18 protein-coding genes are annotated in these 23380 nt (G+C 66.7%); all 18 read left to right on the forward strand.

Translation table 11 applies throughout. The features are described from left to right. The first annotated feature begins 11 nt into the window (after nucleotides 1–11). The 18 genes from CXK94_RS20465 (at nucleotide 12) to tssI (ending at nucleotide 23377) form a co-directional block, all read left to right on the forward strand. Entirely contained in the window at nucleotides 12–1943 is a 1932-nt protein-coding gene (locus tag CXK94_RS20465) for a PAAR domain-containing protein (protein ID WP_102895682.1), read from the forward strand. Beyond that, the gene (locus CXK94_RS20470) at nucleotides 1940–2575 is read left to right on the forward strand and encodes a DUF2931 family protein (protein WP_102895683.1); all 636 of its coding nucleotides are present in this window, start codon (nucleotides 1940–1942) and stop codon (nucleotides 2573–2575) included. Before CXK94_RS20465 ends, CXK94_RS20470 begins: the two co-directional genes overlap by 4 nt. Beyond that, nucleotides 2562–3206: a DUF2931 family protein gene (locus CXK94_RS20475; protein ID WP_102895684.1), complete on the forward strand. Its 645-nt coding sequence runs from the start codon at nucleotides 2562–2564 to the stop codon at nucleotides 3204–3206. The genes CXK94_RS20470 and CXK94_RS20475 overlap by 14 nt, the downstream gene beginning before the upstream one ends. A gap of 173 nt (nucleotides 3207–3379) precedes the next feature. Next, entirely contained in the window at nucleotides 3380–3985 is a 606-nt protein-coding gene (locus tag CXK94_RS20480; RefSeq protein WP_256046221.1) for a DUF2931 family protein, read from the forward strand. A 131-nt stretch (nucleotides 3986–4116) separates the two neighbouring features. Continuing rightward, nucleotides 4117–5907 carry a type VI secretion system baseplate subunit TssF gene (gene tssF / locus CXK94_RS20485; RefSeq protein WP_102895686.1) on the forward strand — a complete coding sequence of 597 codons (1791 nt, stop codon included), beginning with the start codon at nucleotides 4117–4119 and terminating at the stop codon, nucleotides 5905–5907. Continuing rightward, the gene (gene tssG, locus CXK94_RS20490) at nucleotides 5871–6932 is read left to right on the forward strand and encodes a type VI secretion system baseplate subunit TssG (RefSeq protein ID WP_102895687.1); all 1062 of its coding nucleotides are present in this window, start codon (nucleotides 5871–5873) and stop codon (nucleotides 6930–6932) included. The genes tssF and tssG overlap by 37 nt, the downstream gene beginning before the upstream one ends. Nucleotides 6933–6942: 10 nt before the next feature. Next, nucleotides 6943–9552 carry a type VI secretion system ATPase TssH gene (gene tssH / locus CXK94_RS20495; RefSeq protein ID WP_102895688.1) on the forward strand — a complete coding sequence of 870 codons (2610 nt, stop codon included), beginning with the start codon at nucleotides 6943–6945 and terminating at the stop codon, nucleotides 9550–9552. A gap of 19 nt (nucleotides 9553–9571) precedes the next feature. Further along, nucleotides 9572–11068 carry a sigma-54 interaction domain-containing protein gene (locus tag CXK94_RS20500; RefSeq protein WP_102895689.1) on the forward strand — a complete coding sequence of 499 codons (1497 nt, stop codon included), beginning with the start codon at nucleotides 9572–9574 and terminating at the stop codon, nucleotides 11066–11068. Between the two features lie 141 nt (nucleotides 11069–11209). Continuing rightward, nucleotides 11210–11593 carry a hypothetical protein gene (locus tag CXK94_RS20505; protein WP_051497196.1) on the forward strand — a complete coding sequence of 128 codons (384 nt, stop codon included), beginning with the start codon at nucleotides 11210–11212 and terminating at the stop codon, nucleotides 11591–11593. Nucleotides 11594–11629: 36 nt separating this feature from the next. Further along, a complete protein-coding gene (locus CXK94_RS20510; RefSeq protein WP_256046222.1) occupies nucleotides 11630–11764 on the forward strand; it encodes a type VI secretion protein in 135 nt (44 codons plus the stop codon). Between the two features lie 20 nt (nucleotides 11765–11784). Next, nucleotides 11785–12981 (forward strand): type VI secretion system-associated FHA domain protein TagH, encoded by a 1197-nt coding sequence (gene tagH / locus CXK94_RS20515; protein WP_102895691.1) that lies wholly within the window; start codon nucleotides 11785–11787, stop codon nucleotides 12979–12981. Between the two features lie 5 nt (nucleotides 12982–12986). Then, a complete protein-coding gene (gene tssJ, locus CXK94_RS20520; protein WP_102895692.1) occupies nucleotides 12987–13469 on the forward strand; it encodes a type VI secretion system lipoprotein TssJ in 483 nt (160 codons plus the stop codon). Between the two features lie 2 nt (nucleotides 13470–13471). After that, nucleotides 13472–14803 (forward strand): type VI secretion system baseplate subunit TssK, encoded by a 1332-nt coding sequence (tssK, locus tag CXK94_RS20525; RefSeq protein ID WP_102895712.1) that lies wholly within the window; start codon nucleotides 13472–13474, stop codon nucleotides 14801–14803. Nucleotides 14804–14807: 4 nt separating this feature from the next. Further along, complete coding sequence (gene icmH, locus CXK94_RS20530; RefSeq protein ID WP_102895693.1) at nucleotides 14808–15683, forward strand: type IVB secretion system protein IcmH/DotU; 876 nt, start codon at nucleotides 14808–14810, stop codon at nucleotides 15681–15683. 1 nt (nucleotide 15684) lies between these two features. After that, nucleotides 15685–19224 (forward strand): type VI secretion system membrane subunit TssM, encoded by a 3540-nt coding sequence (tssM, locus tag CXK94_RS20535; protein WP_102895694.1) that lies wholly within the window; start codon nucleotides 15685–15687, stop codon nucleotides 19222–19224. Next, a complete protein-coding gene (locus CXK94_RS20540; RefSeq protein WP_102895695.1) occupies nucleotides 19224–19952 on the forward strand; it encodes a PP2C family protein-serine/threonine phosphatase in 729 nt (242 codons plus the stop codon). Before tssM ends, CXK94_RS20540 begins: the two co-directional genes overlap by 1 nt. Further along, nucleotides 19949–20923: a serine/threonine-protein kinase gene (locus CXK94_RS20545; RefSeq protein WP_102895696.1), complete on the forward strand. Its 975-nt coding sequence runs from the start codon at nucleotides 19949–19951 to the stop codon at nucleotides 20921–20923. Before CXK94_RS20540 ends, CXK94_RS20545 begins: the two co-directional genes overlap by 4 nt. A gap of 21 nt (nucleotides 20924–20944) precedes the next feature. Further along, complete coding sequence (gene tssI, locus CXK94_RS20550; protein ID WP_102895697.1) at nucleotides 20945–23377, forward strand: type VI secretion system tip protein TssI/VgrG; 2433 nt, start codon at nucleotides 20945–20947, stop codon at nucleotides 23375–23377. Nucleotides 23378–23380 lie beyond the last annotated feature (3 nt).

Genomic DNA, 23380 nt, shown 5'->3' on the forward strand with positions numbered 1-23380 from the left:
GGAGAACACGGATGTCCGGAAAACCCGCCGCCCGCCTGGGCGACCCCACCGCCTGTCCCAAGACGGGCCATGGCACCAATCCCATCTCCAGCGGCTCGCCCGACGTACTGTTCGACGGCCTGCCCGCCGCGCGCCAGGGCGATGCCTCCGCCTGTGGCGGCGCCATGGCCAGCGCGGTGATCCCCAACGTGCTGATCAATGGCAAACCGGCGGCGGTGGTGGGTAGCGTGGGCAGCCATGGCAATGTCGTGATCGGCGGCTCGGGTACGGTGATCATCGGCACCTCCCATACCCCAGCCCCCTTCGTTCCACCCGAACCGCTGAATATCGCCAGCGCCGCGCGCGCCATGCCGGCCAGCCCCGCGTTGCCGCAACCGCCGGCCACGCCCATGGCCCGCGCCTGGCAGGAAGAACCCGGCGATCTCGCCCCGCTGGGGCTGGAAGAGGAGGACGAAGAAGAAGAACTGCACGAGCAGCCGCAACAGCAGGTGCGCCAGGGCATAACCCTGCGTATCGGCGTGTTCTTCGACGGCACCGGCAACAACCTGGCCAATGCCGCCGTCACCGAGCAATGCCGCGACGACGACCTGCAACAGCTGGGCGAGCGCACCCTGCAGGAAGTCATCGACTACTGCCAGCGCCATGGTTTCAGCGACAGCAACGACGACGGCTATTTCACCGAGGCGCCCGACGGCAGCTACGGCAATGCGCCAAGCAATGTGGCGCGGTTGTTCGATCTGTATCAGGACGACGCAACACGAAGCCTACGCAAGGACGAAAGTACCGCCAGCCTGAAGGCCTATCTGGAAGGTATCGGCACCAGCAGTGGCGAAGCCGACTCGCTTTACGGCCAGATCACTGGACAAGGCGATACCGGGATACTGGCGCGGGTCGAGCAAAGCCCGACGGAGATTTCCGAACAGCTCCGTCAATTGCTACGCAATAACCCCGAACTACAAATCGATGGCATCGAGTTCGATATCTTCGGTTTCAGCCGCGGCGCGGCGGCGGCCCGGCATTTCGCCAATGAGCTACTCAAACCGCAAGGCGGTGTGTTAGCCCAGGCATTTACTAGTGGCTCGCCTGGCTTGTCCGACAGTTTCGACTGGGCCATCCATACCTGTATCAACTTTATCGGCCTGTTCGATACCGTGGCTGCCGTTATCGACCCGCTGAAAGGCGACTATGATCCAGCCAACCACCTCAACCCCGGCATCAACCTCTATCTGCCGCCCGGCTGCGCGCGCAAGGTGCTGCAACTGACCGCCCGCGACGAGAAGCGCTGGAACTTCGCCCTCAACAGGGTCGCCCCGGATCACCAGGAAATCTGCCTGCCCGGCGCGCACTCGGATATTGGCGGCGGCTACCGCCCCCTGATGCTCGAGCGGCTGCTGCTGAGTCGCCCACTCAGCTCCAAAGTGCCGGCCAATACGCCGCCCGAACAGACCCATGCCTCGCGCGAAACCTGGCGGCAATATCACCATTGGAAAGCCCTCGGCCTGCCCGACGAAGCGCTGAAAGAACCCAAGGTCTGGCCCAGCCGTAAACCTGTATTTCACGAGCGCGGCTTCAAGCGGCCGCCGGAGGACGTGGTCTACGGCCTGCTGTCCATCGAACGCCGGGTGCGTGGCGAGTTGTCGCTGGTCTATCTGCGAGTGATGCGGGAGCTGGCTGTGCAGAACAACGTACCGTTACGACCTATCCAGGATAAAGACCCCGTTTTGGCGCTCCCCACCGAGCTGCAAGACATTGCGGAAAAGTTGATGGCCTATGCCCAAGGAGGCCGCTACGGTCTGGACGAAGAAGACGAGCGCCTGCTCTGGTCACGCTATATCCATCTCTCCGCCCACTGGACGCCCAGCAGGGGCCTGCTGATCAGCAAGCCCGCCCCCAACGTCCGCCTGGCCTACAACAACAAACCGCAACAGGGTTATCCCGAATGAGAGCCTTCCTGCTTGCCTGCGCGCTGTTCCTGCTTGGCGGCTGTGCCACCAGCCAGGGCCAGCCCGGATTGCCCTATCGCGCCTGGTTCGCCGGTGTATTCGCTCCCGACCATATGGAGGTCTGGGTCGAAAGCGTGGACGTGATCGATCGCCGCGGACTGGCCTACGAACGGGTCAGCGGTGGGGTGCCTTCCTATGCCAGCAGCGTGGCCGGCTGGCCGCCCAACCCCTCGGGTGGTGCCGGCAAGAACCTGCCCGGTATCGACCTGCCGGAAATCATCTTCGTGCGCTGGCAATCGCTGGTCGAGCCGCAGACCTATAACGTGCGCATCAATATCCCCGAGTGGGTGCGCCAGGAAATGCTCAAGCCACATTCGGCCTATTGTCGGTGGGACGGCAAGGTGATCGACGGTTTGTATCGCAAGGTCATCACCATCGGCCTGGCCCCCGGCGGTATCGCCAAGGCCTGGGTCGGCGGCCCCTGCCTGGACTCCATCGAAATCGGCCGCTTCGAGGCGGCCATCAGCAAGGTCGGACCATACGGCGGCAAGTCCGATGGGCACTATTACTTCCTCTCGGATGAGGCCAAGGCCTATATCGAGCAACACGGGGTCCCCTATGGCTCCTGGTAAAACCTTCCTTCTCGCCTGCGCACTGTTCCTGCTCGGCGGCTGTGTCACCAGCCAGGGCCAGCCCGGATTGCCCTATCGCGCCTGGTTCATCGGGCTTGGCGCTCCCGAACATATGGAGGTCTGGGTCGAAAGCGTGGACGTGATCGATCGCCGCGGGCTGGCCTACAGCGAAGTCTATAGCGGCATCGTGTCCTATACCGGCAGCTCTTCCGGCTGGCCCGATCGAGTGTCCGGAGGCAAGGGCAAGAACCTGCCCGGTATCAACCTGCCGGAAATCATCTTCGTGCGCTGGCAATCGCTGGTCGAGCCGCAGACCTACAACGTGCGCATCAATATTCCCGAATGGGTGCGCGAAAAAATGCTCGAGCAGCACTCCTCCTATTGCCAAGCGAACAAGCGGGTAATCGACGGCCTCTACCGACACGACATCACTATTGTCCTGGCCCCCGGTGGTATCGCCAAGGCCTGGATCGGTGGCCCCTGCCTGGAGTCCATCGAAATCGGCCGCTTCGAAGCGGCCATCAGCAAGGTCGGACCATACGGCGGCACATCCAACGGAAAACATCGTCCTCTTTCGGGAAAAGCCAAGGCCTATATCGAGCAACATGGGGTGCCCTATGACTCTTGGTAAAGTGCCCCTAATCCGCAGAGTTCCTCTTTTCAATGGCTACGCCAACAGACAGGCCCAATCCATGCTGTTGCGAAGAAAACCAATGCCTATAATGGCAAAGCTAATTTTTTTATCCCCTCTCACCTTGCTCAGCGGCTGCCAGCTAATTATGTGTAGCACGATGATCAACTGCTTTGACCCACTCGGCACCCCCCCCTGTAAGCCCATACATTGCCCATGTTCAGGTAACAACGCCCAATTACATGGACGCGCATCTGCATACGATCGAACAAGATTTCACCTATGGACGCGAAATCAGTTATTCAAACTCAATATTAAAAACGCGCGCCTCTGGAAAGGCAGCGGATGGATGGACACCTCCCGAGCTATTGCAGAGTATGCCCGATATCCTGAAGTTCAGGGGCCTGGATGAACTACCAAACAAACTGACAGTGGAATGGACCTCGCTGGCTGAGAACAAAGCATACAGAGCATCTATCAAGCTTCATCTTGGTTCCCGTATAAATATCCATAAAAAAGTAGAAACCACATGCATACGATCCGGAAAGCCCATGCTAGGAAGGAGAAACATCATCACATTAGAAATAACTCCCGGAGGGAGAGTGAAATCCTGGCTTAGCGGAGTTTGTTTAGATGCAATAGAAATTGCAACTACACAAGGGCATTTAATTCCCCAAGAGGGAATTTATATACCTTACGACGCATTCGAGAATTACGACCCAGCCCCCATGAGAAACTACATCAGGGCGAACGGGATACCTTATGAAAGCTGGCAGTAATCTCCCCAATATGTGGGATCCGAAGGCCAAAATAAAAATTCCAGAAGATTTGTAGCACGAAGTTTTACCCCGGCACGGCCTCCGGCGCCTGAACGCACCGGCCACAGAACGACAGGGATGAACCGTTAAAGATGTCTTTCAACCATTACTACCAGAGCGAACTCACCGCCCTGCGCCAGCTCGGCAAGCGTTTCGCCGAGCGCAGCCCGGCGCTGGCGCCGTTCCTCGGCCAGAGCGGGCGCGACCCGGACGTCGAGCGCCTGCTCGAAGGCTTCGCCTTCCTCACCGGGCGCCTGCGGCAGAAGCTCGACGACGAGTTGCCGGAGCTGACCCACTCGCTGATGCACCTGCTGTGGCCGAACTACATGCGTCCGCTGCCGGCCTTCAGCATGCTGCAGTTCGACCCGCTGAAACGCCCCGGCCCGGCGCTGACGGTGCCGCGCAACACACCGGTGGAGTCCCGCCCGGTACAGGGCGTCACCTGCCGTTTCCGCACCGCCTATGCCACCGAAGTGCTGCCGCTGGCGCTGCAGGCGCTGGACTACTCGGTCAAGGGCAACGGCGCGCTGCTCAGCCTGCACCTGCAGATGAGCGCCGAAGGGCATCTCGGCGAGGTGGGACTGCAGCGCCTGCGCCTGCACCTGGCCGGCGAACCGTATATCAGCCAGTTGCTCTACCTCAGCCTGCTGCGCCATCTCGGCAGCATCGAAATAGTCGTGCTGGACGCCCAGGGCAAACCACTGAGCGGCCCGGACGACAAACCGCTGAAGCCGCTGCCGCTGGCCACCGCACAGCTCGAACCGGTGGGCTTCGCCGAGGACGAGGCGCTGATTCCCTATCCGCTCAATACCTTCCGCGGCTACCGCTACCTGCAGGAATATTTCGTCTTCCCCGACAAGTTCCTGTTCGTCGAGCTCAAGGGCCTGGACGTCCTGCAGCGCCTGTCGCCGGAGCAGCTCAAGCAGGCCCGGGGCCTGGAGTTGCGGTTCAACATCCAGAAGGCCGGCGTGCAGCGCATCCGCCCGACGCTGGACAACGTACGGCTGTACTGCACGCCGGTGGTCAACCTGTTCCCGCACGACGCCATCCCGATCCGCCTGGACGGCAAGCAGGACCAGTACCTGCTGCTACCGGCCGAATACGACAGCCAGCAGTGCGGGGTGTTCTCGGTGGACCGGGTGACCGGCTGGAAGCCCGGCGGCATGGGCTACGAGGACTACGTGCCATTCGAATCCTTCGAGCACGATCCCAGCTTCGACGTGCCGGTGGCGCGGCCGCACTACAGCGTGCGCCAGCAGCCCTCGCTGCTCGGCGAAGGCCAGGACACCTGGCTGAGCTTCGGCCTGCGCGATCACGACCAGCATGAAACGCTGTCCATCGAGCTGACCTGCACCAACCAGAACCTGCCGCGCCAGCTCAAGCCCGGCGATATCTGCCTGCCCAGCGAGGACACCCCCGAATTCCTCAGTTTCCGCAACATCGGCGCGGTGACCCCCAGCTATGCACCACCGCTGCAGCGCGACTACCTGTGGAAGCTGATCAGCAACATGTCGCTGAACTACCTGTCGCTGGCCAACGTCGAGGCGCTCAAGGTGATCCTCGAGACCTACGACCTGCCGCGCTACTACGACAAGCACGCCGCGAGCGTCAGCCGGCGCCGCCTCGCCGGCCTGAAGCGCATCGGTCACGAGCGCGTCGACCGCCTGCATCGCGGGCTGCCGGTGCGCGGCGTACGCACCGAACTGACCATGGACCAGGACGGGTTCCTCGGCGAGGGCGACCTGTTCCTCTTCGCCTCGGTGCTCAACGAATTCTTCGCCCTCTACGCCAGCCTCAACTCGTATCACGAGCTGTGCGTACGCAGCGAACAGGGAGAGATCTATCAATGGACACCGCGCATGGGGCAGCAACCGCTGCTCTGAAGCCGCTCTACCACGGTATCCGCGAGTACAGCCTGTTCCAGGGCGTGCTGCTGGTGCTCGACCGGCTGCGCGAGCTGAATGGCGAGCCGGATGAAGGTCTGAACGACGAGATGCTCTACGAGCGCCTGGAGTTCCAGGCCAACCCGAGCCTGGGCTTTCCCGGCAGCGACATCGACCGGGTGCAATTCTTCCAGGAGCACGGCGAATGGCGCGCGCGCCTGCGCATCAACCTGGTCGGCCTGTTCGGCGCCGGTTCGCCGCTGCCGGCGTTCTATGGCGAGCAGGCCCTGGGCGACAGCGAGGAAGGCAACCCGACGCGGGATTTCCTCGACCTGTTCAACGATCGCCTGCAGCGGCTGATCCTGCCGATCTGGCGCAAGTACCGCTACCGCGCGCGCTTCGCCAGCGGCGCCCACGACCCGTTCTCCGAGCAGTTGTTCGCGCTCGTCGGGCTCAGCGGCGAGGCTATCCGCAGCGCGCCGGAACTGAACTGGAAGCGCCTGCTGCCCTACCTCGGCCTGCTCAGCCTGCGCGCCCATTCGGCGGCGCTGATCGAGTCGGTGCTGCGCTACTACTTCAAGCACGCCGAACTGAACATCGAGCAGTGCCTGGAGCGCCAGGTGGAGATCCTCGCCGAACAGCGCAATCGCCTGGGCCTGGCCAACAGCCAGCTAGGCGAAAGCCTGGTGCTCGGCGAGCGGGTGCGCGACCGCGGCGGCAAGTTCCGCATCCATATCCGCCGCCTCGACTGGACGCGCTTCCACGAATTCCTGCCCATCGGCAGCGGTTACCAGCCGCTCTGCGCCCTGGTGCGCTTCACCCTGCGCGATCCGCTCGACTACGACCTGCGCCTGGAACTGCGTCCCGAGGAGATTCGCGAGCTGCGGATCGGTGCGGATAACCCCTGCCGCCTCGGCTGGACCAGCTGGCTCGGCCAGGCCCGCGCCGACGGGCTGGTCACCCTGGGCAGCAGCATGGCGAGCGCCACGGCCGCGACGGTCGCGGCGCCATCAACCGATCATTAAGGACTGAAAGATGATCAATATCGACCTACAACAGCTGGTGCAGGCACTGGATGCCGAAACCAGGCGCGACCTGGAAAATGCCGCCGAGCGCTGCGTAGCGCGCGGTGGCAGCAAGATCCTCGTCGAGGACCTGCTGCTCGGCCTGCTCGAGCGCCCCGACGGCCTGCTGCAACGGGCCCTGCAGGATGCCGCGGTGGAGCCCGGCGAACTGGCCCAGGCCCTGCAGCCGCGCGGCGAATCCAGCGAATCGCGCAACCCGGTGTTCTCCGGCGAACTGGTGCAATGGCTGCAGGATGCCCTGCTGGTCGCCAATCTGGAGCTGGGCGCGAGCCAGATCGACCCGGCCGCGCTGATCCTCGCCCTGCTGCGCAACCCGCTGCGCCATGCCGGCAGCCATTACCAGCGGCTGCTGGGCCAATTGAATGCCGAGCGCCTGCGCGAGTTCGCCCTCAGCCAGCAAGGGCAGCCGAGTGGCGCCCAGCCGGCCGCAGGCGAGGCGTCGAACCTGGCGCGCTTCACCCACGACTTCACCCAGCGCGCCCGCGACGGCAAGCTCGACCCGGTACTCTGCCGCGACGCGGCGATTCGCCAGATGATCGACATCCTCGCCCGGCGCCGCAAGAACAACCCGATCGTGGTCGGCGAGGCCGGTGTCGGCAAGACCGCCATCGTCGAAGGCCTGGCCCTGCGCATCGCTGCCGGCGAGGTGCCGGAGGCGCTCAAGGGCGTGCGCCTGCTGTGCCTCGACCTCGGCCTGCTGCAGGCCGGCGCCAGCGTCAAGGGCGAGTTCGAGCGCCGCCTGCAGGGGGTGATCGACGAAGTAAAAGGCTCGCCCAAGCCGATCATCCTGTTCATCGATGAGGCGCACACGCTGATCGGCGCCGGCGGCCAGGCCGGCAGCGGCGATGCGGCCAACCTGCTGAAACCCGCCCTGGCCCGTGGCGAGCTGCGCACCATCGCCGCCACCACCTGGAGCGAATACAAGAAGTACTTCGAGAAGGACCCGGCGCTGGCGCGGCGCTTCCAGCCGGTGCAGCTGCACGAGCCGACCGTCGCCGAGGCCACCACCATCCTGCGCGGGCTGGCGCCGGTCTACGAGCAGAGCCACGGCATCTACCTGCGCGACGACGCGGTGGCCGCGGCCGCCGAACTGTCGGCGCGCTATCTCGCCGGCCGCCAGTTGCCGGACAAGGCAGTGGACGTGCTGGATACCGCCTGCGCGCGGGTGCGCATCAGCCTCGCCGCCGCGCCCGAGGCGCTGGAGCGGCTGCGCGGCGAGATCGCCGAAAGCGAACGTCAGCGCGAGGCCATGCGCCGTGACCTGGACGCCGGCCTGCCGCTCGACGACGCGATCCTGGACGCCCTGGATAACCGCCTGACGACCGCACGCACCGAACTGCAACAGCTGACCGGCCGCTGGACCGCCCAGCGCGCACTGGCCGAGCGCCTGCTGGAGTTGCGCAAGCAATGCGCCGCCGCACGTCCGACGGCGCAGCGGGAAGCACCGGGCGAAGCCAGCGCCGCGCAGCCCGACCTGGCCGCACTGGAGGCCGAACTGCGCAGCGTGCAGGGCGAATTGGCCAGCGCCCAGGCGGAACAGCGCCTGGTCAGCCACGAGGTCTGTCCGCGCCTGGTCGCCGAGGTGATCAGCCACTGGACCGGCGTACCGCTGTCGCAACTGGCCCGCGAGCACAACGCCAAGGTCGTCACCTTCGCCGCCGACCTGCGCCAGCGCGTGCGCGGCCAGGAGCAGGCGGTCGCCGCGCTGGATCGCGCCATGCGCGCCACCGCCGCCGGGCTGAACCGCCCCGACGCACCGGTGGGGGTGTTCCTGCTGGTCGGTCCCAGCGGCGTCGGCAAGACCGAGACCGCGCTGGCGCTGGCCGACCTGCTGTATGGCGGCGAGCGCTTCCTCACCACCATCAACATGTCCGAATTCCAGGAGAGGCACAGCGTTTCCCGGCTGATCGGCGCGCCGCCGGGCTACGTCGGCTATGGCGAGGGCGGCATGCTCACCGAGGCGGTGCGCCAGAAGCCCTATTCGGTGGTGCTGCTCGACGAAGTGGAGAAGGCCGATCCGGACGTGATGAACGTCTTCTACCAGATCTTCGACAAGGGTGTGGCCAACGACGGCGAAGGGCGCGAGATCGATTTTCGCAACACCCTGATCCTGATGACCTCCAACCTCGCCAGCGAGCGCATCGCCGAGCTCTGCCAGGGCGGCGACCACCCTGCGGCGGAGGATCTGGAACAGGCCATCCGCCCGGCGCTGAGCCAGCATTTCAAGCCGGCCCTGCTGGCGCGCATGCGCGTGGTGCCCTACTACCCGGTCGAGGGCGAGGTGCTGCACGAACTGGTCGCCCTCAAGCTGGCGCGCTTCGGCGAGCGCCTGCAACGTCGCCAGCTGCACTTCAGCCACTGCCCGGCGCTGGTCGCACACCTGGCCGAGCGCTGCAGCGGCAACGACAGCGGCGCACGGCTGATCGACCGCCTGATCGACCAGCACCTGCAGCCGCGCGTGGTCGATCGCCTGCTCGCGGCCATGGCCGGCGGCGAAACCCTGCAGCGCGTGCATGCCACGCTGGATGCCGACGGAGCGCTGACCTGTGAGTTCGCTTGAGGTATCCCAGCTCGGCCCGATGGCCCAGCCGCTGCGCTACGCCGAAGCCCTGCTGCAACGCTTCGCCAGGCTGGCGCGCGCCGCCAGCGTCGAGCAGTTGCTCGGCGGGCTGGTGGAAACCGCGGCGCAGCTGAGCGATTGCCCGCTGAGCCAGCTCTATCTGCTGGATGCGACCCACACCCGCCTGACCCTCTCGGCCGAATGGCATGACGGCCAGCTGCAACCACGGGCCGCGGCGAGCCTGCCCAGCGACTATGACGGCGAGCAGCTACTGCAGTACTGCCTGTGCCAGAACCAGACGCTCTGCTTCCTCGAACTGGACCACAGCGTGCATGCCACCGGCTTCCTGCCGGAGAGCCTGCGCCCCTGGCGCAGCCTGCTCTGCCTGCCGCTGCCGGACGAGGATGGGCACGTCGCCGGCCTGCTGCTCGTCGCCAGCACGCAGCCCCGTGACCTGCAGTCGGCCAGCGGCCCGCTGGCGCAGCTCGGCGCCTTCGGCATCGCCCAGCTGCACCTGTTGCAGCGCCTGCGTACGCCCGGCCACGACGCCCCGCAGCCCGCGGCCGCGTCCCCCTGCGCCAGCGGCTACGGCCTGATCGGCGACAGCTCGGGCATGCGCGCGGTCTACCAGCTGATCGGCCGGGTGCTGCACAGCCCGGTCAGCGTGCTGGTCACCGGCGAAACCGGCACCGGCAAGGAACTGGTGGCACGCGCCATTCATGATTGCGGCAGCCGGCGCAGCAAGGCCTTCGTTGCACAGAACTGCGCCTCGCTGCCGGAACACCTGCTGGAAAGCGAACTGTTCGGCTATCGCAAGGGCGCCTTCACCGGCGCCGACCGCGACCGGGCCGGCCTGCTCGACGCCGCCGATGGCGGCACCCTGTTCCTCGACGAGATCGGCGACATGCCGCTGCTGCTGCAGGCCAAGCTCTTGCGCGTGCTGCAGGAAGGCGAGGTGCGTCCGCTGGGCAGCAGCGAGACGCACAAGGTCGACGTGCGCATCGTCGCCGCCACCCATCGCGACCTGCGCGCCCAGGTGGAGGACGGGCAATTCCGCGAGGATCTGTTCTACCGCCTCTCCAACTTCCCCATCGCCCTGCCGCCGCTGCGCGAGCGCGACGAGGACATTCTGCGCCTGGCGCGACATTTTGCCGACAAGGCCTGCGCCTTCCTGCAACGCGATTTGTGCCGCTGGTCCGATACCACGCTGGCGCTTCTGGCAGGCTATGCCTTCCCCGGCAACGTACGGGAACTGAAGAGCCTGGTGGAGCGCGCCGTGCTGCTCTGCGAGGGCGGCGAGCTGCTGCCGGAGCACTTCGATCTACGGGTGGCAGCAGACCCCGAGCGCGGCCTGAACCTGCGCGAGCGCATGGAGCGCGTCGAACGGAGCCTGCTGATGGACTGCCTGCGCAAGAACCGCGGCAACCAGAGCCAGGCCGCCCGCGAACTCGGCCTGCCGCGCCGCACCCTGCTCTACCGAATGGAACGGCTGAATATCAGCCCGGCCGATCTCTAAGGAAGGAAAGACGCCATGCCACCGATCAGACACCTCCCAGCATTCGCCCGCCGAAGGCATCGCCCGGCGCTGCAGGCGCTCCGTAGCACGGCGCACAGCGACTGAGCGCCTTCCCGTACCCCGTATCCAAGGACTACGCCGATGAAAGGAATCGCCGCCCTTGCTTCAAGCCTGCTGTTGGCCGCCTGTGCCAGCAGCGCGCCGATCGATCGAACCCTGGCTGGCCATTACCTCCTGCAGGGGGCCATGGAGATGGGCTCGGAACTGCTGCTGAACGAGGATGGCAGTTTCGAAGCCGCCATGTCGTACGGGATTCTCGATGTGTATACCCGCGGTCGCTGGAGCCAGTCCGGCGACCGGCTGACCCTGCACCGCGAGCGCCCCCGGCACAACGTGTTCGCCCCGGACATGGACCTCGGCCAGCTCATCGACGGCATGGAGCTGCAGATCCGCCCCGATTGCCTGGTGGTGGAGGCACTGGATGCTTGCTACGCGAAGGCGCCAACCGGGCCTGCCGCCCACTGAAGCCTGCCCGCACAACTACGAAAAATGGAGACATTCGTGAAAACCATCTCTGGGTCCACCGCGCTGCTTGTCCTGGCGCTGGCGCTCGCCGGCTGCACCGGCAACTACAAATTCAGCGACGACCAATACCGCCCGCTGGGCGATCCGCAGGCCCTGAACCGCGGCAAGTGACCGCAAGGAGCGACACCACCATGGAACTGGTCTTCGATATGGTCGGCGCCCAGCAATTCGTGCCCGGGCTGCTGACCACCAAAACCTTCAAGCAGGCCGGCGGCGTGATCGGCCGGGCCGAGGGCTGCGACTGGGTGATTCCCGACCGCAAGCGCGTGCTCTCCGGGCGTCATGCGGTGATCAGCTACCGCGACGGCGCCTTCTTCCTCACCGATACCAGCAGCAACGGCATCCAGCTCAAGGACAGCGGCGCCAGCCTGGTCAAGGGCCAGCCGCAGCGGGTCGAACACGGCAACGTCTACTGCCTGGGCGACTTCGAAATCCGCGCACGGCTGGTCCAGGACCCGGCGCTGTTCGAAGGTGACATCGGCCGGCCGCAGCCGGCCGGCAGCATCATCCCCGACGACGCCTTCCTCGACCTCGACCCGCTGGTCGCCATGGACCAGCAGGAGCGCGTCTACGCCGAGGTCGACGACCTCGACCTGGCCCTCGGCGCGCCACAGCGCCAGGCCCAGCAGCGCGACTATGCGCGCATCGACATGGAAAGCCTGCCGCTGCCCGAACTGGTCATACCGCAGGCCGCGCCCGAACCCAGGCCCGAGGCCCAGCCCGAGCGCCTGCCGCAGGGTTTCTGGGAGCGTTTCGGCGACGCACTCGGCGTCGATCTCGACGATCTCGACGAGGAGCAGCGCCAGGTACTGGCGCTGCACGCCGCCCGCCTGCTCCGGCAGAGCGTCGCCGGCCTGCAGCAGAGCCTGCGCACCCGCAGCGAGCTGAAGAACGAGCTGCGCCTGGCGCTGACCACCGTGCAGAGCGCCGGCAACAATCCGCTCAAGCTCGGCGCCGACAGCGGCGAGGCGATGACCGCCCTGCTGCGCGGCGGCAAACCAGGGCAACTGCCGGCCGAACAGGCGATCGGCCGCGCCTTCCGCGACCTGCAGGCACATCAGGTCGCGCTGCTGGCGGCCAGCCGCGCGGCAGTGCAGGCCATGTTCGAGCAGTTCGCCCCGGAGCAGCTGGCACTGCGCTTCGAGCGCGACGGCCGCAAGCCACTGCTCGCCACCGCCGGCAGCCGCTGGCGCGCCTATCGCCGCCTGCACCACCGCCTCGGCCAGGACGGCGACTGGCGCGAACGGCTGTTCGCCCGCGATTTCGCCAAGACCTACGAGGAGCAGGTGCGCCTGATCGCTACGCTCGATTCCACCCATCAAGGATGATCCCCATGCCCCGTCGCATCACCCTGGCCATGCTGGCCGCGCTGCTCGTGCTGGGCGGCTGCTCGACGCTGTCGCCCTATTCCAGGCTGACCAAGCTGGACCTCGAACTGCACGGCAGTGACCGCCTCAACCCCGACCTCAATGGCCGGCCCTCGCCGATCGTGCTGCGCCTGCTGGAGCTCCAGCACCCGGTGGCGTTCGAGAACGGTGATTTCTTCGCCCTCTACCAGCGCCCCAAGGAAGCCCTGGCCCCGGACCTGGTGACCTTCGAGGAACTGGAATTGCGTCCGGGCGAAAGCCGCGCGCTCAAGCTCTCGGTACGCGACGGCAGCCGCTACGTCGGCGTGCTCGCCGCCTATCGCGACCTGCCGGAAGCCAACTGGCGCTACGTCATCGCCCTGCCGCCGCAGGAGCACACCCGCGTCGCACTGACACTCGACGAACGCGGCATCGCCCCGTTCGATCCGCTCGCCGAAGAAGGTAAATGAGCATGAGCCTGCACAAAGTTGTCTGGCAGGAAGGCATGCTGCTGCGCCCGCAGCACTTCCAGCAGAACGATCGCTACTACGATCATCAACTCAAGGCGCGCACCCAGAAGCTGGCCAGCTATGCCTGGGGTTTCTTCAACCTGGAGATCGACCGCCAGTTCCTCAACATGGGCAAGCTGGTGCTCAGCCAGGCCAGCGGCATCCTCCCGGACGGCACGCTGTTCGAGCTGGGCAGCGAGCGCGAGCCACTGGCGCTGGACATCCCGCCGAACACCGGCAGCACGCCGGTGTACCTGGCGCTGCCGCTGGTCACCGGCAACCACATCGAGACCCGCCGCCCCGAGCAGAAGGACGTGCTGGCGCGCTATACCGCCCATGAACTGGACGTCGCCGATTCCAATGCCGGCGACAGCAGCACCAGCCAGGTCGGCACCGGGCTGCCGGATTTCCGCCTGCTGCTGGGCGAGCAGCAGAGCGACCAGGCCTACGTGAAGCTGCAACTGTGCGAGGTGCTGGATACCACGCCGGACGGGGTGATCAGCCTCGATCCGGAATTCATCCCCACCTACGTCAACTTCCAGGCCTCCGGCTACCTGCTGTCCTGCCTGAAGGAAGTGATCAGCATGCTCGCCCACCGCGGCGACACCCTCGCCGAGCGCATCAGCGCCACCGGCAAGGTCGGCGGCGCCGAGGTCGGCGACTTCATGATGCTGCAGCTGATCAACCGCCACGAACCGGTGCTGCGCCACTACCTGGGCGTCGAGCAGGTGCATCCGGAGCAGATCTATCGCGACCTGCTCGGCCTGCTCGGCGAACTGGCGACCTTCTCCGGCGAGAGCAAGCGCCCGCGCCTGGACGGCCGCTACCAGCACAGCGACCAGGGCGCGAGCTTCCGCAAGCTGATGGACGCGATTCGCCAGGTGCTGTCGATGGTGCTCGAGCAGCATGCCATCGAGCTGCTGCTGCAGCAGCGTCAGTACGGCATCCAGGTCTCGCCGCTGCACGACCACAAGCTGCTCGGCTCGGCCGCCTTCGTCCTCGCCGCCAGCGCCCAGTGCGACTCGGAGACCCTGCGCACGCGCCTGCCGGCGCACCTGAAGATCGGCCCGGTGGAGCGCATCCGCCAGCTGGTCAACCTGCACCTGCCGGGCATCCGCCTCAAGCCGCTGCCGGTGGCGCCGCGGCAGATTCCCTTCCACGCCGGCAAGACCTATTTCGCCCTGGAACTCAGCTCCGAGGACCAGGCGCAGCTGGAGCGCTCCGGCGGCTTCGCCTTCCATGTGTCCGGCGACTTCGCCGGGCTCGAACTGAAATTCTGGGCGGTCAGGGACTAGCGACATGATCAGGGAAATGGAACAGAACGACCGCACGGTCATCGTCAACCGCACCGGCGAAGCGCCGGCGCAGAGCCCGCTGACCGACTTCGACACGCCGCCGCGTTTCGAGCAGCTGGAAGAGCGGATGATCTACGCTGCGCGCCTGCGCCCGGCGGAAACCTTCAACATCAGCCTCAACCCGCTGGTGGCCGCCGCCTCGCCGCTGCTGTCGGAAGTGGTGCGCTTCAAGCACAGCCAGGAGAGCGAAGACCTGCAGGCGCTGCACAACCAGCTCGGCAGCGCGATCAAACTGTTCGAGCACCGCGCCCTGCACGACGGCGCCGAGAGCAGCCAGGTGATGGCGGCGCGCTACGTGCTCTGCACCGTGCTCGACGAGGCCGTGGTGACCACGCCCTGGGGCAACGAGAGCGAATGGTCGCAGATGAGCCTGCTGTCCTCCTTCCACAACGAAACCTTCGGCGGCGAGAAGTTCTTCCAGCTGCTCGAGCGGCTGTCGCGCAACCCGGTCAAGCACCTGCCGATGCTGGAGCTGATGTACCTCTGCCTGTCCCTCGGCTTCGAGGGCAAGTACCGCGTGCTGCCGCGCGGCATGCTCGAGCTGGAAGCGGTACGCGACAGCCTCTACCGGCAGATCCGGCAGATGCGCGGCGACATCCCGCGCGAGCTGTCACCGCACTGGGAGGGCCTCAAGGACAGCCGCCGGCGCCTGGTGCGCATCGTGCCGTGGTGGCTGGTGGCGCTGTTCACCCTGGCCTGCCTCGGGGTGATCTATGGCGGCTTCGCCTGGGTGCTGGGCGAGCAACGGGAGGCGGTGCTGCAGCCTTATCGGGCGTTGGGGACGAACGCCGTGGATTCAACGCTTTCAGGGATGGAATGAAATGAAGAACTTCTTCGCCAAACTCGGCGCCTTTCTGCGCCGGACCTGGGTCTGGAGCCTGCTGCTGGTGTTGCTGCTCGCGGTGCTGGTGTGGTTCGCCGGGCCGCTGCTGGCGGTCGACGACTACAAGTTCTGGGAAACGCCCAGCAGTCGCCTGCTGAGCATCAGCGTGCTGTTCCTCGGCTGGGGCCTGGCCATGGTCTTCGTCAGCTGGCGCGCCAGCGTCCGCAAGAAGCGTGACGAGCAGGACCAGGACGTACAGGAACAACTGCGCCGCGACGGCCTGATCGGCGAGGAGCAGCAGGAGCTGCGCCATCGCTTCAAGCAGGCGTTGCGCACACTGAGAACCTCCAGTCTCTACCGCGGGCGCAGCGAGAAATGGCGCAGCGAGCTGCCCTGGTACCTGCTACTCGGCCCACAGGGCAGCGGCAAGACCAGCCTGCTGGATTTCTCCGGGCTGGATTTCCCGCTCAACCGCAGCGAGCAGCAGCGCCTGACCAAGGACGTCTCCGGCACCCGTTATGCCGACTGGTATTTCGCCGACCATGCGGTGCTCATCGACACCGCCGGCCGCTACCTGACCCAGCCCGACGCACCGGTGGACGGCAGCGCCTGGAACACCCTGCTCGGCCTGCTGCGCAAGCGCCGCGCGCGGCCGCTCAACGGCGTACTGGTGAACCTGCCAGTGGACCAGCTGCAGGGCGGCAGCGAGCTGGAGCTGGAAAACCTCGCCCGCCAGACTCGCCAGCGCCTGCAGGAGCTCCACCAGCGGCTGAACGCCGATGTGCCGGTCTACCTGGTGCTGAGCAAGGCCGACAAGGTGCTCGGCTTCGACGAATTCTTCGACCAGCTGTCGCGCGAGGAAAGCGACCAGGTGCTCGGCGCCAGCTTCCGCAAGGAACAGAACGGCAGCGACGCGCAGGTCGTGCGCCAGGAATTCGAGGAACTGCTGCGCCGCCTGAACAGCCAGGTGATCATGCGCATGCATCAGGAACGCGATGCCCGGCGCCGCGGTCGCATCCTCGACTTTCCCCATCAACTGGGACGGATCGGCGAGCGCCTGAGCCTGTTCATCGAACTGGCCTTCGCCGGCAACCGCTACCAGCGCGCCAGCCAGCTGCGCGGCTTCTACCTGACCAGCGCACCACGCTTGCAGCAGGAACTCGACCCGCTCACCGCCGGCATCGGCCGCCAGCTCGGCCTGGCCAGCGGCGCCCTGCCGACCTTGCGCAGCGGCCGTGCCCGCTTCATCAACCAGCTGCTCAGCCGGGTGATCTTCCCCGAAGCCGAGCTGGCGGGCCTCGACCGACGCGAGGTACGCCGCATCGACTGGGGCCAGCGCGCGCTCTATGCCGGTGCCTTTGGCTGCCTGCTGCTGTTCGGCGCGGCCTGGGCGCTGAATTTCTCCGGCAACCACGAGCGCCTCGAACGGCTGCGCGACATCGCCCAGACCCTCGGCGGCGAGCGCCAGGCCATCGCCGCCGCAGACGAAGCCCTGCGCACCCTCGCGGTGCTGGATGGCAGCTATGCGGCAACCCAGGTCTTCCCGCCCCGCGATGAGGTGTCCTGGCTACGCCGCGGCGGTCTGTACCAGGGCGAAGCGGTCGACCCGACGCTGCACCAGGCCTACCGCCGCGACCTGGAGACCCTGCTGCTGCCGCGCGTCGGCCGCCAGCTGGAGGCACAGATCCGCGCCAACCTGAACGACCGCGAGCGGCTGCTCGGCAGCCTGCGCGCCTACCTCATGCTGAACCTCGCCGAACGCCGCGATGCGGCCTTCCTCAAGGACTGGCTGGCCGCCGACTGGTCGCTGCGCCATGGCGGCAACGCCGTCGCCCAGCAGGGGCTGAACACCCACTTCGCGCGTCTGCTGGAGGAATCCTTCGCCCCGTACCGGCTGAACGATAATCTGGTGGCCAAGGCGCGCGCCCAGCTGCGCAGCGAATCGCTGGCCAACGTGGTGTACCGCATGCTGCGCGACCAGGCGCGCAACCTGCCCGACTACCGCCTGAACCAGCGGCTCGGCCCACAGGCCGGGCTGTTCGTCGGCGGCGACCAGGCGATTCCCGGCTTCTATACCCAGCGCGGCTACCAGACGCTGTTCGTCGCCCAGGGCGCCGACCTGGTCAGCGAAATCCTGCGCGACAACTGGGTGCTCGGCGAAGGCGACAGCCTCAGCGCCAAGGACCTCAGCCGTCTGCTGGTGGAAATGGAACAGCTGTACTTCCGCGATTACGCCGCCCACTGGAGCGAGGCGATCGCCCAGCTGAACATCCTCCCGGCGGGTAGCGCCGCCCAGGGCGCAGCCCAGCTCGCCGGGCTGACCGCCGCCAACTCGCCGCTGCTGCAGTTGCTGCTGGAAGTGCGCGAGAACACGCGTTTCGCCGGGCTGGCCGAGGCCTCCGAGCAGGCCGGTGACGCCGCCGAAGCGGCCCAGGCAGCCGGCAGCAAGCTCGGCAAGGTAGCCAAGCTGGCCAGCGCCGCGGCCGAGCAAGCCCAGGCGGCGCTGCTCAAGAACCTGCCGGACACCGCGCGCAAGACCCTGGAGCGGCGCTTCGCACCGCTGCACCAGTTGCTCGACGACAACGGCGCGGCGGGTCCCGAACTGGCCGCCAGCCTGCAGGCGCTCGATGCCCTGCAGCTGCAACTGGCCGCGCTCGCCCATGCCAGCGCACCGGAGCAGGCCGCCTTCGAACTGGCCAAGGCACGCATGAGCGGCCAGCGCGATGCCATCAACCAGCTGCGCAACAGCGCCGCACGCCTGCCGCAGCCGCTGGGCCAATGGCTCGGCCTGCTGGCCGAGGACAGCTGGTCGCTGGTGCTCAACGACGCCTATCACTACCTCAACCAGCGCTACCGCAACGAGCTCTATGCCAGCTACCGCGGCGCGCTGCGCGAACGCTATCCGTTCAGCGCCCACAGCACCAGCGACGTCGCCCTTGCCGACTTCCGCGAGTTCTTCAAGGCCCAGGGCCTGGCGGACAGCTTCTTCGAGCGCTACCTCAGGCCCTTCGTCAGCGGCAGCGCCGGCCAGTACCAGCTGCGCCGCGTCGATGGCCGCGGCCTGCCGCTGTCGGAGCAGTTCCTCGCGCAGATGAGCCGGGCGCAGACCATTCGCCGCAGCTTCTTCGCCGAGAACCCCAACGAGCCGCTGATCCTGTTCAAGCTCGAGCCCTATTCGCTGGATTCGAGCCTCGGCCGCGCCGACTTCCGCTTCGGCAACCAGCAGCTGGAATACCGCCACGGCCCCATCGTGCAGACCGCCTTCCGCTGGCCCGCCGAGGCCGACGACGGTCGTACCAGCCTGGTGGTGGAGGAGCTCGGCGGTCGCCGCGTCGGCATCGAGAAGAATACCGGCCCCTGGTCGCTGTTCCGCCTGATCGACCTGATGCAGGTCGACTACCACAGCGGCCGCGACGTGCTGATGCTCAAGGCCGACCTCGGCGGCCTGCGCGCCAACTACCTGCTGCACGCCCAGCGCTCGCCGAACCCGTTCGATCTCGCGCTGCTGCGCGGCTTCAAGCTGCCGGCGACGCTGTGATGACCGCCATGGCCAGCCGCTGGCGCAGCACGGCGCGCACCGACACCGGCAAGGTTCGCGCACGCAACGAGGATGCCTTTCTCGACCTGCCGCAGGCCGGCCTGTGGGCGGTGGCCGACGGCATGGGCGGGCATCAGAACGGCGCCCTGGCCAGCCGGCTGATCGTCGAGCAACTGGCCGAGCTCCCCGCGGGCGATCTGCCGCAGCGGCTGCTGGCGCTGCGCCGCTGCCTGCACGAGCTGAATCGCCGGCTCAGCCAGGAACTCACGGTGACCGCCGCGCGTCCCGACCCGGTGATCGGCAGCACCGTGGTCGCCCTGCTGATGGACGATGAGCGCGCGGCCTGCGTCTGGGCCGGCGACAGCCGCTGCTACCTGTGGCGCGGCGGCCGGCTCTATCAACTGTCGCGCGACCATTCGCTGCTGCAGCAGCTGATCGACCAGCAGCAACTGAGCCCCGAACTGGCCGCCCGACACCCAGCCGCCCATGCGCTGACCCGCGCCATCGGCGCCAGCGACAGCCTGGAGCTGGATATCCTCGAATTCGCGGTCTACCCCGGCGATACCCTGCTGCTGTGCAGCGACGGCCTGTACCAGAGCATGGCCGCCGACGCCCTCGGCGCCGCGCTGAGCCTGCCGTCCATTTCCCTGACACTGGAGCAGCTGTTTCGCCAGGCCCTGAAAGGGCCGGCGCGGGACAACCTCAGCGCGGTGGTGATCCGCCGATGAGCCCACAACAGCCAGCCTCCGACCTCACCTACTTCGCCCTGGCGGCCACCGCCGCCGCGCCGCCACCGGCCGAACCGCGGGCAGCACCCGGCGCGCTGCCGGAGGTGTTCGCCGGCCGCTACCGGATCGAACGCCTGCTCGGCGTCGGCGGCATGGGCGCGGTCTATCGCGCCCGCGACCTGCTGCGCGAGCAGTACGGCGATCCACAGCCGCACGTGGCGCTGAAGACCCTCAGCGAGGACTTCGCCGAATACCCCGACGCCAGCGCCCTGCTCTACAGCGAATATGCCCTGACCACGCGGCTCAGCCATCGCCACGTGGTACGCCTGTACCAGTTCGACGTCGACCCGACCAGCCAGCGCGCCTTCATCACCCTGGAACTGCTCAAGGGGCCGACGCTCGACGAACTGCTCGCCGAACGCCCCGGGGGCCTGCCCTGGGACGAACTGCGCGAGATCGCCCTGGCGCTGCTGGAAGCCCTGGCCTATTCCCACGGCCTCGGCGTGCTGCACGGCGACCTCAAGCCGAGCAACGTGATGCTCGCCGACGACGGCCTGCGCTTGTTCGATTACGGCCTCGGCCAGCCAATGGAAGGGCTGTTGCCCGGCCTGCCGCGCCTGTGCCGCAATCGCTTCTCCGCCTGGACGCCACGCTATGCGGCGCTGGAGCTGCTCGACGGCGGCGAGCTGACGGCCGCCGCCGACCTCTTCGCAGTGGCCTGCGTGCTCTACGAACTGGCCAGCGGCAGCCATCCGTTTCGCCGTCTCAGCGCCAGGCAGGCCAAGGCCATGGAGCTGGACCGCTCGCTTCAGTGCCCGCGGCATTTGCCGGCGCACTGCTGGCCGGCGCTACGCACCGCCCTGGCGTTCGACGAAACGCAACGGCAGATCGACGTCGCGGGGCTGCTGCAAGCCTTTCGCCGTCACCCCACGAATCGCCTGCGGCGCTGGTTCGGATGCACCCACGGATGACACGCACACAAGGAAATCGCCATGTTCACTGCGGCCAATGAAACCCGCTTCAGCCTGACCATCGAGGGCATCGAGCACGACCTGCAGGTGCTGGCCTTCGACGGCCACGAAGCCATCGCCCAGCCCTATCGCTTCGACCTCGAACTGGTCAGCGAACGCTCCGACCTGGACCTCGAAGCCCTGTTGCACCGGCCGGCCTTTCTCGCCTTCGACCCCGACGGCTGCGGCATCCACGGCCTGATCCACCGCGCTGCCCAGGGCGAATCCGGCAAGCGCCTGACCCGCTACAGCCTGACCCTGGTGCCGCAACTGGCCTACCTCGCCCACCGCAGCAACCAGCGCATCTTCCAGCAGCTCAGCGTGCCGCAGATCATCGCCCGGATCCTCGAGGCGCACGGCATCCTCGCCGACACCGGCCACCGCTTCCAGCTCGGCCCGGTGCTCTATCCGGCGCGCGACTACTGCGTGCAGTACGACGAGAGCGACCTGCACTTCCTTCAGCGCCTGTGCGAGGAAGAAGGCATCCACTACCACTTCGAGCATGACCGCCAAGGTCATGTGCTGGTCTTCGGCGACGACCAGACCAGCTTCGCCAGGCTCGGCCGGCCCACCGCCTACCTGCAGGACAGCGGCATGAGCGCCGACGAGCCGGTGATCAGGCGCTTCGGCCTGCGCCTGGAAACCCGCACCAGCCACGTCAGCCGCCGCGACTACGACTTCGAGCAACCGCGCCTGCGCATGCAAGCCGCCTACCGCGGCGAGCAGGCGGCGGATGCCAGCCCGCTGCCGGACCTGGAAGACTACGACTACCCCGGTCGCTTCACCGAGCGCAGCCGTGGCAGGCACCTGGCGCAGCGCAGCCTGGAGCGCCACCGTCACGACTACCAACGGGCCGAAGGCCACAGCGACCAGCCTTTGCTGGTCAGCGGTCATCTACTGGAAATCTCCGAACATCCGCGGCGGGAGTGGAACGACCTCTGGTTGTTGACCGAAATCCACCACCAGGGCCGCCAGCCGCAGGTACTGGAAGAGTCGGCGACCAGCGATACCCAGCCAGACGACGGCTTCCAGCAGGGCTACCGCAACCGCTTCCTCGCCACACCCTGGGACATCCCCTACCGCCCGCCCCTGAAACACCCGAAACCGAAAATCCTCGGCAGCCAGACCGCCGTGGTCACCGGCCCGGCCGGCGAGGAAATCCACTGCGACCCGCACGGCCGCGTGAAGGTCCAATTCCACTGGGATCGCGAAGGCGCACGCGACGACAAGAGCAGCTGCTGGCTGCGCGTCTCCAGCAGCTGGGCCGGCGACCGCTACGGCGGCGTCGCCATCCCGCGGGTGGGCATGGAAGTGCTGGTCACCTTCCTCGAAGGCGACCCCGACCAGCCACTGGTCACCGGCTGCCTCTACCACGCCGAGCACGTCGCACCCTATGAGCTGCCGGCGCACAAGACCCGATCGGTGTTCAAGACCCTCAGCTCGCCGGGCGGCGACGGCTATAACGAACTGCGCATCGAGGACCGCAAAGGCGCCGAGCAGATCTACCTCCATGCCCAGCGCGACTGGGACCAGAACATCGAGCACGACCAGAAGATCCGCGTCGGCCACGAACGCCACGACCGCGTGGAAGCCAACAGCTACAGCGAATTCCAGGCCGAGGAACACCTGACCGTCGCCGCCGATCGCAAGGTGGAGATCAAGCCCGACGATCACCTCAGCATCGGCCAGGCACAACACATCAGGCTCGGCCATAGCCAGGCGATCAAAGCCGGCCGCGAGATTCATCTCAAGGCCGGCCAAAAGATGGTCATCGAGGCCGGCAACGAACTCACCCTCGCGGCGGGCGGCAGCTTTATCAAGCTCGACGCCGGCGGCATCACCCTCGGCGGCCCGCTGGCGCGGATCGATGCCGGCGGCTCGCCGGGCACGGGTTCGGGCATCGGCATCAAGCCACCGGTGCTGCCGGGCGCGGCGGATAGCGACAAGGCGGGGAATGTGTTGGAGCAGATACAAGTGGGGACGTTGTCTGGGGCACCCATACTTCAACGCGATTATCAGTTCAACATTCGTTTGCAGGATGTGCCGGGTGAGGAAGGTTTCCCCTTGGCTCATGCGCCCTGGACCATCGAGATGGGCGACGAGGGCGATGTCCTGCTGCAGGGTGAAACCGATGCCGATGGGCGAGTGCCGCTGGATGAAGGCCAACGGCAAACGCTGTCGAAAACCTACGGCAGCACTCCCCAGAGCCTCTGGCTCACCTACCCCGGTCAGCGGATAGCCTTGCGTATCCATTTGGAGCAACAGGGCTGGAACGCCGAGCCGTACGCACTGAGCGCACTGGACTTCAGCAGCTGTGTCAACCGCCCCGGTAATGCACCGCTGGAAAAAGAACGTAGCCAGCAAGACTGCCAGCTCAGCGCCGACCTCTATACCCATCTGCAAACCAAGGAATGATTG

It is taken from the genome of Stutzerimonas stutzeri, assembly GCF_002890915.1.
In the GTDB taxonomy this organism is placed as follows: Bacteria; Pseudomonadota; Gammaproteobacteria; order Pseudomonadales; family Pseudomonadaceae; genus Stutzerimonas; species Stutzerimonas stutzeri_AF.